This is a genomic window from Massilia rubra (genome assembly GCF_011682065.1).
GTDB lineage: Bacteria > Pseudomonadota > Gammaproteobacteria > Burkholderiales > Burkholderiaceae_D > Telluria_A > Telluria_A rubra.
Genome location: NZ_VUYU01000024.1, coordinates 52,731 through 66,461 on the forward strand (window position 1 = coordinate 52,731; position 13,731 = coordinate 66,461).

The following is a 13,731-nucleotide window of genomic DNA, read 5'->3' on the forward strand; positions in this document are numbered from 1 at the left end:
AGCGGTTTTTTCCACCCCTCCCCACCCCTTCCGGTAGCACTTTCGCCACCCGCATAGCATACAAGAAACTTTGCTTTCTTGAAATAATTCAGGTACTTACGTCAGTTTATTCGCGTGTTTCTTGCGCTCGAGCTCGTTTTGCCGCGCACACGCTAGACATGGCCGCGCCTTTGATGCTATCGTGCCCCTTATAGTAGTTGCCGCATAGAATTAACCCATCCAGCAGCTGCCGCGCACACCGAGCGCCGCCCCAGACCAGCCCTACTGCAAAGACCCACCACATGATCAAGAAATTGCTTGTCACCCTACTGATGTCGATGTCGGCCGCAGCCGCCATGGCCGTGCCTTTCGGCTCGCAATCAGTGCTGGTGATCGAGGACGCCACCGGCAAGGTCCTTCTCGAAAAGAACCCCAACCAGGTCGTGTCGATCGCCTCGCTGACCAAGCTGATGACCGCCATGGTCGTGCTCGACGCCAAACAAAACATGAACGAACTGATCGCCATCGACGAGCGTGACGTCGACATCGTCAAGCACAGCACCTCGCGGGTGCCGGTCGGCGGCGTGATCAGCCGCCAGGACGTGCTCACCCTGGCCCTGATGAGTTCCGACAACCGTGCCGCCGCCGCCCTGGGCCGCACCTATCCGGGCGGCGTGGTGGCGTTCAAGTCGGCCGTGCGCGCCAAGGTGGCCGCGCTGGGCATGACGCAGACCGTGATCGAAGAGCCAACCGGCCTGTCGCCGAACAATAAATCGACGGCCTCGGACCTGGTCAAGATGGCCAGGGCCGCATCGGCGTATTCGGAAATCACGCGCATCACGACCGAGTCGAGCGACACGATCAATATCAGCGGGCGCGAGGTCGAGTACCGCAACACCAACCGCCTGGTCGGCGCCAAGGGCTGGGAAATCGGCCTGTCGAAAACCGGCTATACCGAAGAAGCGGGCCGCTGCCTGATCATGAAGATCAAATCGGCGGGCAAGAACGCCACCCTGGTGCTGCTCAATGCCAAAGCCAGTTCGGCGCGCATTGTGGACGCGCTGAGCATCCGCCGTTTTATCGCCGGCGACGAAGCGCCGGCGACGGTGATTGCCCGCGCCAGGACGCGCCAGCGCGTCACCCAGCCGGTGATTGTATTGGCGTCGGCGGCGCGTGCGCCCGTGCTCAAGACCAGCCTGCGCAGTCACGGACGTCATCAGCCGCGCGTTGTGGCCGTGGCCAAAACCCCGCCGGCCAAGGCGCGTTTCACCAGCCGCGTGAAGTTAAAGCAGAACAAGCCGGTCATTCACGTTCACCGCCGGGCGTAAAAAACCTCCGTCGTTCCCACCAAGGGGGCCGCCCAGGCCGGGAACGACGAGCCAGTTGCGGGAACAACGACGTGGTGACGCCAACGACGGTCGTCCTCACCCCGCAATCATCTCCCTTAAGCCACTCGCCCTCTGCGTCCTCTGCGCGATCGACTCGCCCAGGATCGTCGCCCCCGGCGACACCAGCGTGAACTGCGCACTGGCCCGCGTAATCCCCGTGTAAATCAGCTCGCGCGCAATCATCGCCCCGCGCTCGCGCGGCAGCACCAGCACCGTGTGCGCAAATTCCGATCCCTGCGATTTATGCACCGTCATCGCGAACGCGGTCTCCACATGCCGCAAGCGCGTCGCCAGCACGCTGCGCACCTTGTCGCCCTCCAGGAAATACACGCGCAGCGATCCCGGACGCGCCGGATCGCCCAAGGTCAGCCCGATATCGCCATTGAACACGCCGGTGCCGTAGTCGTTGCGCGTAATCATCACCGGCCGTCCCACATACCACTCGCCCCGGCGCCGGATCAGTCCCGCCCCGTCGAGCCGCTGTTCGATCGCGTCATTCAGGCCGCCCACGCCCCACTCGCCCTCGCGCACCGCGCACAGCACGCGGAACGCTTCAAAACGGTGCAGCACCGCGCGCACCCAGGTTTCGTGCGCGCCGCCGCCATCGCCCTCGCCCATCAACGACAGATACGGCGCATAGCCGTCGAACCCCAGCTGCACCACATGCTGCTGGTGTCCATGCTCGATCCAGCGCACCGTGCCGTCGCCACCGCGCAGCACTTCCTCGGCACGCGCGACATCGCCCGCGTTCACCGCCAGCGCCAGTTGCCCGATCGGGCCACTGAAGCGGCGGCTGCTGCGCAACATGACGGTCTGCTGCGCCAGCGCCCCGCCGGCGCCGCCATAGTCGGCCGGAATGGTCTCGCCGCTGGCCGCCAGCGCATACGCCATCGTGGCCGCCGAATAGCCGCCCGCCTGCGCGTCGCGGCACAAGTCGCCCAGCACCGCGCCCGCCTCCACCGACGCCAGCTGGTCTTTGTCGCCCAGCAGGATCAGGGTCGCACCCGCGGGCAGCGCGTCCAGCAGGGACGCCATCATCTCCAGGTGCACCATCGACGCTTCGTCGACAATGAGCACGTCGATATCGAGCGGATTACCCTTGTTGTGCGCGAAGGTGCGGGTGTCGGGACGCGCGCCCAGCAAGCTATGCAAGGTGCGCGCCGCGCCCATGCGGGCCGTCAGGTCGCGCAGCGGCAAGGTGGTGCCGACCTTGTCGGCCAGTTCGGTCAGCGCCTTGTCGATCGACTGCTTCAGGCGCGCCGCCGCCTTGCCGGTCGGCGCGGCCAGGGCGATGCGCTGGCGCCCGGCGTCCGGCGCCACCGCGAACAGCAGCGCAAGCAGGCGCGCCACCGTGTAGGTCTTGCCGGTGCCCGGACCGCCGGTGATGATGGCGATCGAGCCGCGCAGCGCGATCGCGCAGGCGAGCTTTTGCCAGTCCGGCCCCTTGATGCGGCGCTCGGATGCAAACAGCACGTCGAGCCAGATGCGCACCGCCGGCGCATCGACCTCGCGCACCTGCCCGGCGCGCGCGCGGATCGTGTGCGCGACCAGGGTTTCGTCGCGCCAGTAGCGGCGCAGGTACAGGCGCTCGCCGTCGAGCACCAACGGTTGGTCGAAATCGAGGTCGCCCACCCGCCACACCTGGCTTGACGCCGCCAACTGATCGATCCAGCCCTTGCGGTTTTTCGGCAGCGCCCCGGCCGACCTGGCCAGCGCATCCCACTGCTCCTTGTCCCAGGCCATCAAGGTGGCCGGGTCGAGCGCCAGCTGGTCGAGCATCAGGCAGCTGTGGCCGCGCCCTTCCAGTTCGGACAGCAGCACGCAAGCGAGCATCAGCGCCGGCGTGGCGCTGCCGAGCGAGCCGACAAAGCGTGCAAAGGTGCCGGACAGGCGCCGCAACTGGCCGTCTTCGGTCAAGGTGGCGACCTGCGTCCACAGGGTGTCGAGCGTGACCGCCGGTTTCATGCCTCACCCCGCGTCGATGGGCCAAGCAGCGCGTCCAGGCTGTCGAGCAGTCTCACATCCGGCTCCAACAGGTAGCAGCCGCGCGTGCTGGCGTTGGCGATCCCGCGCAGGAACAGGAAAATCGCGCCACCGAGCTGGCGCGCCGGCTCGTAGGCGTCGCCCAGGCGGCTCTTGAGCAGGCGGTGCAGGGCCAGCATGTAGATGGCGCCCTGGATATCGTAGCGGTGCGCCGCCATCCCCACCGCCATCGCCGCCTTGCCGTAGGCGGCGTCGTTTGGGCCGAGCGCGTTCGACTTGTAATCGATCACCCAGTAGCGGCCTTCGTGCTCGAACACCAGGTCGGCAAAACCCTTGAGCATGCCGTGCAGGTAGCGTTCCGGCAGCGAGGGACGCGGGGTTTTGCCGAGCAGGTTGGCGCTGCACAGCCGGTCCAGCGCGGCGCTGTTCAAGTGCTCGCTGGGGAACCAGAATTCCATTTCAGGGATCACGCGATCGATCGCCGCCAGCGGCGCGCCAAGCTGCGGCAGCGGCGTGGTCGCCACCGCGTGCAGCCAGGTGACGGCGTCTTCCTGGCGATGGCCCCAGCCGGCGCGCTCGCAGCGCTGGCCGAGGCGCGCGCCGAACTGCTCGTCTTCGGCGATGGCAAAGCCTTCCTGCCCCATCCACTCAAGCTGTTCGTGCAAAAAATTGCCGGGCACGGAACCGCGCGGGAAGCGGTGCCACGGCGCGTCGTCGGTGCGCGGCGCTTGTTGTTGCTGTTCTTCGTCGAACAAGGTCTGTTCCTGTGCGCGCATCGGCGCCGCGTTGGTCTGGCGCGTCAGCGATGTGAACGAGCCGACCGCCCAGTTGCGCTCGAAATTGCCGCCAAACGCGGCGGCGTTCACCAGCTCCGGCCGGGCCTCGTCGCGCGCCAGCATGGTGATGTGCTGCGGCGTATCGAGCGCCTGCAGGTCGATCGCTTGCGAGCCGCCGCGCAGCTTTTCCCAGTGCGGGTGAAGGTCGGCCGCGCCGATCGGCGTGCCGCCCGTGAGCAGGTAACCGAGCGCCGATTCGTGCAGCTTGTTCTCGCCCGCCTTGCGCGCAGTGACCGCGGCCACGCCCAGCCACAGGAAGTGACGCGCGCGCGTCAGCGCCACGTACAACAGGCGCAGGTCTTCTTCGATGCGCGCGCGGTCCACCGCATTCATCGCTTCGTCCGACAATGCCAGGTCGATGCGGCGCACGCCATCAACCCCGACAAACTCGAAAAAGCTGCGGTTGCGCCGGTCGGTGGTGCGCGCCGTTACCGCGAACGGCAGGTACACCAGCGGGTATTCAAGCCCCTTGGACTTGTGCACCGTGACCACCTTGACCAGCTCCGCGTCGCTCTCGAGGCGCAGCACCCGTTCGTCGCCGCCCTCGCCCACGCCGGCCAGTTGTTCGGCGAACCAGCGGATCAGCGCCTGCTCGCCTTCGAGCTGGCTGCTGGCGCTTTGCAGCAGTTCGGCCAAATGCAGCAGATTGGTCAGGCGCCGCTCGCCGCCGGCTTGCCGCAACAGCGCGGCGGGCAGGCGCATGTCGTGGATGAAGCGGCGCAGCATGGCCAGCACGCCCTGGCGCTGCCACACGATGTGCAAACCCTTCAACTGCTCGACCCGCACTTCCCAGGCCAGTTCGTCGGATGAGAGGCGCGCCAGTTCGGCCAAGGAAAGGCCCGAGGTGCGGGTGGCAAACGCCGCGCGCGCCAGCGCCCCGTCGAGCGGATTGGCCACCGCCTGCAGCCAGCGCAGCACGTCGGCCGCTTCTTCGCTTTCGATCACCGAGTCCTTGTCCGACAGGTACACGCTCGGGATCTTGCGCTGCGCCAGCGCGCGCCGGATCGCGGTGGCCTCGCGCCGGTCGCGCACCAGGATGGCGATATCGGCCGGCACTAGGCGCGTGAAGACGCCGTTTTCGCTAAAGCCGGCGTGCGGATCGTTCAGCAGGCCGACGATATGCTCGGCGCTGTGATGGGCGAAAAAATCGCGGTAATCGTCCGCTTTCAGGTCGTCGCGGTCGGTGCTGCAGATGGCCAGCGCCTGGTACGGTCCATCGACGCCCACCAGTTGCTGGTCGCGGCCTTTGGCGGCCACCGCGTCGAACGGCAGCGGATTGACGCCGCCTTTGCGGAAGCGAAAAGCGCCGCCGGCAAAGCCGGGATGGCCGTCGCGCCCTTCGGCGTGCAAGAACAGCTGGTTGACCGCCTCCACCAGCGCCGCCGTCGAGCGGTAGTTGGTGCCGAGCTGGTAGTGGCGCCCTTCGGTGGCGCTGCGCGCGTCCAGGTAGCTGTGGATGTCGGCGCCGCGAAAGCCGTAGATCGACTGCTTCGGGTCCCCGATCAGGAACAGGCCGCGCGCGGGGTCGTTGTCCGCCACCCGGTACAGCAGGTTGAAGATCGCGTACTGGTCGGGCGAGGTATCCTGGAATTCGTCGACCATCGCCACCGGGAACTGGTCCACGATGCGCTGGCGCAGGGCCTCGCCGTTGGCGCCTTCGAGCGCGCTTTTCAGGCGATCGAGCATGTCGGCAAAACCGAACTGGCGCTTGCGGCGCTTCAGTTCCATCATGCGCCGCGCAATATGGAAGGCGGCGTGGCGGTACAGCGCGTGCGCCAGCGGGTCGATGGCTTTGAGCGCTTCCCACAGGTCGGTGGTGGCCTCGAAACATGGTGGAATGTCGGCGCTGAAGCCCTTGCTGAAGGCGTCGGTGATGCCGTCGGGCGTCAAGCGGTGCCAGGCCGTGTCGGTCAGGGTCGGCATCAGCATGGCGGGCGCGCGTGCCCAGGTGCGCAGCGCATCGAACCACTTGAGCAGCGAATCGGCGCGCAGCTTGTTGCCGTTGAAGCACTTGGGGGCGATGTCGCGCTGACCGGCGATCCACTGTTCCATGGCGTCGGCGCGTTCGGCCCAACCGGCTTTGAGCTTGGCCAGTTCGGCCGCCTGCGTGCGCTCGACCCGGTCGATGGCTTCTTCCAGCGATTCGTCGGGCGGATCGCCCAGCACGGCGACCCGCCGCACCAGCTCGCGCACGGTGTTCTTCAGGGCGCGCACGTCGGGCCAGCAGGCCAGCAGCGCGCCGAGCGCACCGCTGTCGAGCGGGTAGACGTTCTGGCGCCAGTAGTCGTGCGCCGCGTCTTCGAACAGCGCGTGTTCGTCGCTGACCAGTTCTTCGTCGAACAGGCTGCCGCTGTCGAATGCGTGCTCGCGCAGCATGCGCTGGCACCAGGCGTCGATGGTGAAGATGGCCGCTTCGTCCATGGTGTCGGCGGCCAGCATCAGGCGATGGGCGGCGACCATCCGTTCGCCCTCGCTGCCGCAGGCGTCGGCCAGCTGGTGCAGATAAGGGTCGTCCAGTTCGAATTCGCCACGGAAGTAACCTGCCGCTTCCACCAGGCGTTCGCGCACCCGGTTCGACAGCTCGCGCGTGGCGGCGCGGGTGAACGTCATCACCAGTATCTCGGACGGCAGCAAGGCGCGCGCGAAGCCGTTTTCGCCGCCGTGGCCGAGCACCAGGCGCAGGTACAGGGCGGCGATGGTCCAGGTTTTTCCGGTGCCGGCGGACGCTTCGATCAGGCGCGTGCCGAACAGCGGGAACTCGAGGGCGTCGAGCAGCTGGCTCATGGCGCGTCCCGGTCCATGGGAGCGATTTCGATGTGCTGGCCGAGCCAGCGCGCCAATGGCCCGTACAGCGCTTCGGCCACCGCCGGGAATTCGCCGCTGGCGCTCAAGGCCGCATAGTCGGGCCACAGGCGCGCCAGGCACTGGTCCAGCACTTCGCCGGAGAGCTCAAAGCCGCCGTCATAGGTGCTGCGCGGTTCGCCCTGCTGGAGCAGCGCGAGCGCCGTCTTGCACGCTACCGGCAGCGGTTGATCCATGTTGCGGCGCCACAGCGCCACCAGGTCGGCCAGCTGCGCATGCGATTCGTCGCGATCGAGCGGCGCCAGCATGACGATGGCGTCGCGCGCCACCAGGTAGCCGGTGACCGGCTGGCCGACCGCCGCCGCCGCCAGCTGGCGCAGCCACGGGGCGATCAGCTTGTCGCCGCGCGGCGCGCCTTTTTTATCGAGCACCTTGGACGAGATTTGCAGCAGCCACGCCGTTTCGACCGCGTTGCTGCGCAATTTGTCGACCCAATCGTCCAGGTGCACGCCGCCGAAGTCCAGGCTCACCGCCAGCTTGGGCGCGATCTGGCCGAAGCGCGCGCCCAGGGTCAGCCAGGCGGTACGCACCGGCACCAGGCCCTCGACCAGTTGTTCCTGCCACTGCTTGCCGACCAGGCCAATCGGCAGTACGCCTTCGCGCTTGAGGCGTTCGGCGCGCGCGCTCAGGCTGTCGCGCACTTCGTGCAGCTCCTCCGGCGCGGCCGCGTCGTCGAGCAGGCTGTCCTCCAGAAAGTAGCGTTCCAGCGCGTCGAGCGAGAACGGTTCTTCGTCCTCGCCCACGGCCTGGGCGTCGCCAAAGGCCACGCCCAGGCGGCGCCGGAAAAAGTAGCGCGCCGGCTGGCGCAAAAAATTCGCCAGTTCGCCCAGCTTGAGGCGGTATTCGGATTCGAGTTCGAACGGCGGCAGCACCGCATCGTCCAGGGCGCCGTCGGCGCCGGCGGCGGCGCCGTGCGCGGCGCGCCATTCGGCCGCGTAGGTCAGCATGCCGCCCTGCTCGAAATAGCGCCGGCTGAATGGTTGCAGCGCGTGTTCGGTGGTCATGGCGGCCAGGTCCAGGTCCCAGCCCTCGGCCAGGTAGTCGCGCAGTTGCGACACCAGCACCGACGCCGGCTGCTCGCTGTTGTCGCGCACATTGCGCCCGACCCAGCTGACATACAGTTTGTCGCGCGCGGCCAGCACCGCTTCGAGCATCAGGTAACGATCGTCGTCGCGGCGCGAACGGTCGCCCGGGCGCGCCATGCCGGGCAGCGCCAGCAGGTCGAAATCGGCCTGGCGCGCGCGGCGCGGAAAGTCGCCGTCGTTCATGCCGAGCAGGCAGACCACCCGGAACGGCACGGCGCGCATCGGCATCAGGGTGCAGAAGGTCACGCCGCCGGACACGAACTGGTGGTTCAGGGTCGGCTCGTCGAGGGCGCCGAGCCACGCTTCGCGCAGCACCGCCAGCGGCACCGCTTCGTCGAAGCCGGCGTTCTCGCAGGTTTCCAGCCAGCTTTGCAGGGCGTCCTGCAGTTGCACCAGGGTGAGGCGGTCGCCTTCTTCGGACGCGGCGAAAAACGCCGCCAGCAGCGCGCGCGCCTGTTCGCCCCACTGCGCCGGCGTGCGCGACCCGGCCAGCGTGGCGCGCCAGGCCAGCAGGGTTTCGATCAGCTGCGCCAGCGAACCGGCCAGCGCGGCGTCGAGCCCGCCCACTTCGGCGTACGGCTCGATCTGCCGGAAGCTGCCGCCGGCGCCGCTGGCGTAACCGAGCAGCATGCGCCGCACCCCGAAGATCCAGGCATTCTGCTCGCCGGCCGAACCGAGACCGAGACCGTCGCGGTGTTGCTGGTCCAGGCCCCAGCGCACGCTGGCGCCTTCGATCCAGTTGCCCAGGATCGGCAGTTCGTCTTCGGACAGGCCGAAGCGCGCGGCCAGCGCCGGCACGTCGAGCAGGTCGCGCACTTCGCTCTGGCGGCAGCGCTGCTGCGGCAGTCGCAACAGCCATTCGAGCGCTACCAGCAGCGGGTTGACGCTGCGGTCTTTCACATCCCCGATTTCGAACGGGATGAAACGCGGGTCGCTGCGTTTGTGCTGGTCGAAGACGGCGTGGATGGCGGCCGAAAAGGTGTCGATGTCGGGCACCATGACCACCACGTCGCGCGGGCGCAGCCGGGCGCCGGGCGCGCCGAACCACGATAGCAGCTGGTCGTGCAGGACCTCGACTTCGCGTTGGACGCTATGGGCGACGTGGAATTCGATCGAGTCGTCATGAGGCGCGCACCCGGGCTGCGCCTGCCCCCTGGCGCACGGATGCTCGCGCAGCGGCAGCATGTCGCGCACGGCCGCCTGCACCTGCGCCAGCAGCGTGTCGCCCTCGCCTTCGCTGAACAGGTCGATGCGCAGCTTGTCGGCGCGCTCGCCCGACTCGGTGTCGAATTCGTCGAGCATGCGGATGAAATCGCGCCCTTGCCTGCCCCAGCTGGCCAGCAGCGGATGGCTGTGCGCATGCAGTTCTTCGAGCGGCACGCCGGATAAATCGATGCCGCCGCGCTGGCGCTGGCGTTTGTGCGCCGCTTTCAGCAGTTCGCGCCCTTCGATGATGTCGCCCCAATAAAACTGGCAGGGGTTGGGCACGGCCAGCAGCACCTGGGTGTGGTGCGAGAGCGAGGCGATGGCCTGCAAGGTCTGGTACGGCAGCGCCGACATCCCGAACAGCACCACGCGGCGTGGCAGGCGCCCGGCCGGCGCTTCGCCACTGTCGGCCGCGCGCACGAATTGCTGGTGGATGGTGGCGCGGCCCGAGTCGCGCAACTGGGGCGGCAGGCTGTCGTTGACGGCGCGCCACAGGCAGCCCTGCCAGCGCTGGTCCGGCGTGAGCGGGGTCAGGTCGCCGCGCGCGCCGCGCAGGCGGTCGCGCCCCGCAGTCCAGTCGTCGAGCCAGTCGGCGCGGTACACCTGGTACTGGTCGTACAGGTCGGCCAGGCGTTCGGCCAGTTGCAGGCGCCGTTCGGGGTCGCCGTCGCCCAGAAAATGGCGCAGCGGGGCGAAGGCGTCGTCGGCCAGCAACTGCGGCAAGAGGCGCATCAGGCGCCAGGTGAGCGGGCCTTTGTCGTACGGGGAGCGGGTCGGGACCCGTTCGCGCCCGAGCATGCCACGGTAGGCTTCCCACAAAAAACGCGCCGGCAGCGCCACGCGGGTGGCGGCGCACACGCCCATTTCTTCGGCCAGGGCGATTTTCAGCCACTCGGCCACGCCGTTCGATTGCACCAGGATGATTTCGGTTTCGAGCGGGTCGAGCGGGTGGTTGCGCAGCCAGGCGAAAAGCGCGGCACGCAGTTGCTCCATCTGGTTTCCGTGAAGGATAAGGAGGCCGGGCGTGACAGAGGAAGACATGGCGCACAGCATACTAGCTTTGGGCTGGGCGCGGTAGGGTGATACGTGCGGTCAACGCTTCAAAGCGGGCTCAACTTGCTGATTCGGTCAGTTCATGCGCGATGTGCTCGTTCAACTGGTCGAGCAGCGCGTACATGCCCTCCACCAGCGTGCGCGCCTGCTCGATCGTGCCGCCGTCGCGCAAGCGTTCGAGGTCCTGGCACATCCCCGCAAAACGCATCGCGCCCACCGCCTTGGCCGACGCTTTCATGCGGTGCCCCAGGTCGGACAGGCGCTCGACATCGGCGCGGTCGAGCGCTTCGCTGACGTCGGCCAGGCCGTCGCGCGCCGAGTCGAGGAACATGAAGGCGTATTTGCGCATCTTGACCGGATTGGCCCCGAAGGTCAGCGACAGCGCGCCCATATCGAGCATGCCGGCGTCGGACGAGACCACCGGCGCGGCCGACATGCGCGTCGGCGCCTGGTCGGCCGGCTCCGCCATGCGTCGCCGTCCGTTGCGCGCCGGGCGCGTGGACAGCCATTTGGCGATCACCTCGAACAGCAGCTTGGGCGAAATCGGCTTGGTCACAAATTCGTTCATGCCCGCTTCCAGGCAGCGCGACTGGTCGTCGCGGCCGGCGTTGGCGGTCATGGCGATCACCAGCGCGTCGCGCAGGCGCTGGTCGGAACGGATCATGCGGGTCGCTTCGAAGCCGTCCATCACCGGCATCTGCACGTCCATCAGCACGCAGTCGAAGCGCTCCTTGAGCATCAGGTCGATCGCCTCCTTGCCGTTGTTGGCCACCACCACCGTGGACCCGGCTTCTTCGAGCAGTTCCTGGCCCACCTGCTGGCTGAAGATATTGTCTTCGACCAGCAAAATATAGGCGCCGCGCAGCTGCTCGAGCACCGCCGGATCGACCGCGCCGTCGCCGCCCTGCAGGAAGTTGAGCGCCTTGCCCAGGCGCGCGGTGAACCAGAAGCAGCTGCCGCGGCCGGGAAGCGAATCGACACCGACGCTGCCGCCCATCAGCTCCGCCAACTGTTTGCTGATCACCAGGCCCAGGCCCGTGCCGCCGTACTTGCGCGTGGTCGAGGGGTCGGCCTGGTGGAAGGACTTGAACAGGTCGGCGATTTCGGCTTCGCTCATGCCGATGCCCGCGTCTTCAACCTCGAAACGCACCAGCAGGTCGCTCTGGTTCTCGTTCTCGCTCTCGCCTTCGTTCCCAGGCACCGCGCGCACGCGAATGCGGCCGTTTTCCGAAAACTTGATCGCGTTCGAGGTGAAGTTGAGCAGCACCTGTTCGAGCCGCAGCGGGTCGCCCCGCAATTGCTGCGCCAGCGCCGGGTCGATCTCGAATTCGAGCGCCAGGTGCTTGGTGGCGGCCGCGTCGCCGAGCTGGTTGGCGATGTTCTGCATCAGCGCGCCCAGGCCGAAGTCGAGCACTTCCAGTTCCAGCTTGCCGGCTTCGATCTTGGAAAAATCGAGAATGTCGTTGATGATGCCGAGCAGGTGCTGGCTCGAATGATGGATCTTTTCCAGGTAATCGCGTTGCTTCGGATTGGCCACCGTTTTCAGCGCCAGGTGCGACATGCCGATGATGCTGTTCATCGGCGTGCGGATCTCGTGGCTCATGTTGGACAGGAAGTTGCTCTTGGCCTGGTTGGCGGCGTCGGCCTGCGCCTTGAGCTTGTGCAGTTCGGTCACGTCGGTCGACAGGCCGATCACGGCGCTCACTTCGCCGTCGAGCAGCACCGGCACCTTGACGGTCCAGAGCTGGCGCACCTCGCCGTCAGGCCGGGTAAATTCCACCTGGCCGGCATGGCGCGCGCCGTCGACGAAAATCTGGCGATCCTGGTTCCAGTCGGCATCGGCCAGTTCGGGCGCCATCACCTCGCTATCGAGCTTGCCGATGATCGCTTCGGCCGGCTGGCCCATCGCTTCGGCGGTGCGCGCGTTGATATAGATGTAGCGGCGCTCGCGGTCTTTCATGTACACATGCCCGTCGATGCTGTTCAGGACCGAATCGAGCAGCACGCGCTGTTCGATGGCGGTGCGGCGCGAGCGGTACAGGGTAAAGAAGTAGGCGTAGGCCAGCATCGTCACCAGGAAACCGACCGCGAAGGTGAGCGGCGGCAGGATCAGGTCGAAGTCGCTGTACAGGTCCGCACGGGCGATGCGGAAATGGGCCTTCCACAGGCTGCCGTTGTAATCGACCGGAAGCACGGTGTCGAACCAGTCGCCGGCGCTGTCGCCGGCGGCCGCCGGATCATGGTCGTTATACAGCTGCCGGTCCTGGGCGCCCAGGGCCAGGGTTCGGCGCTCGGGGTCATGGCCGCCGTCGGCGTACAAGGCAAGCCGCAGGCGCCGCTGCGGCATTTCTTCGAGCGCGCTGCCGACCAGCGCCGGCACCGAGAAGCCCACGCCCACGCTGCCGATGTAGGCGGCGCGGCGCGCCTCCACGCTATAAAGCAGCGCGCCGCTGCGATAAACCGGCATGCGCATGCCCAGCGCCACGTGCGGACGCGGTTCATTGACCACGATCGGCATGCCGGAGGCGCTGATCTTGCCGCTGTCGCGCGACTGCTCGAGGTGGGCGGCGGCGACCGGATTGGCGCCGATGTCCAGGCCCATGCGGCCGCTGGCGCGCGCCGCTTCCGGCTCGATAAAGGTCAGTACCGTATAGCCGGCTCGCTCGCCCGCCGGACGGATGCTGAAGTCGGGGTAGCCGCCGGCGTCGACGCTGCGGTCGGCGCGCACCGAGGCGATCAGGTCGTCGCGTCCGGACGCCGTCACGTAACGCGCAAAGGTGATGCTTTCGATGGCCGGATAATGCGTGCGCATGCCGAGTGCCTGCACGTAGCGGTGAAAATGCAGGCGGTTGGGGGCGTCGGTGCTCTGGAACAGGGCCGACATGCCGCGCGCGAGATCCGAATACGACTTGATGCGGGTCGACAGGCTCGATTGCGCGCCGCGCGCGAGCGCGTCGAAACGCTGGCGCGCATCGACATCGACCGTGCTGGTCGCGCCCATGCGCAGCAGCGCCGCGACCAGGATCGACAGCGACACGCCCACGCCCCACCACACCAGGCGCGAGACAGGACGGCTACCGACGGTGCCTGTCATGCTGCGCTTGATCGCTTGCGTCATTGTCCAACCCCGTTGTTTTCGCTCGCTGGCACTTGGAAACTGCCCGGCAGGCAGCATACTATTCATGAAAAGGCGCGCGCGGCCCCGCCGCACGCGCGCTTTATTACCTCAAGGGTACTTTGCGGCAAGAGAACATGCAATTGATAAATTTTACTGTCGCGTCCACGCCATGGCAGAACGTCAATACAGACACAATACAGGAGCAGGAATGCGGCATTTAA

5 protein-coding genes are annotated in these 13,731 nt (G+C 67.2%); 1 reads left to right on the forward strand and 4 read right to left on the reverse strand.

What is annotated here, in order from left to right:
* Positions 1-281: 281 nt before the first annotated feature.
* Entirely contained in the window at positions 282-1,307 is a 1,026-nt protein-coding gene (locus F0185_RS26490) for a serine hydrolase (RefSeq protein WP_167229668.1), read from the forward strand.
* Between the two features lie 96 nt (positions 1,308-1,403).
* On the opposite strand, the gene recD is transcribed toward F0185_RS26490, so the two are convergent.
* The 4 genes from recD to F0185_RS26510 form a co-directional block, all read right to left on the reverse strand.
* On the reverse strand, positions 1,404-3,332 hold the full coding sequence (gene recD / locus F0185_RS26495) for an exodeoxyribonuclease V subunit alpha (protein WP_167229671.1): 1,929 nt from the start codon (positions 3,330-3,332) through the stop codon (positions 1,404-1,406).
* Positions 3,329-6,970: an exodeoxyribonuclease V subunit beta gene (recB, locus tag F0185_RS26500; protein WP_167229675.1), complete on the reverse strand. Its 3,642-nt coding sequence runs from the start codon at positions 6,968-6,970 to the stop codon at positions 3,329-3,331. The genes recD and recB overlap by 4 nt, the downstream gene beginning before the upstream one ends.
* Entirely contained in the window at positions 6,967-10,380 is a 3,414-nt protein-coding gene (recC, locus tag F0185_RS26505; protein ID WP_167229677.1) for an exodeoxyribonuclease V subunit gamma, read from the reverse strand. Before recC ends, recB begins: the two co-directional genes overlap by 4 nt.
* Before the next feature lie 70 nt (positions 10,381-10,450).
* Entirely contained in the window at positions 10,451-13,510 is a 3,060-nt protein-coding gene (locus F0185_RS26510; RefSeq protein ID WP_229477198.1) for a CHASE domain-containing hybrid sensor histidine kinase/response regulator family protein, read from the reverse strand.
* Positions 13,511-13,731 lie beyond the last annotated feature (221 nt).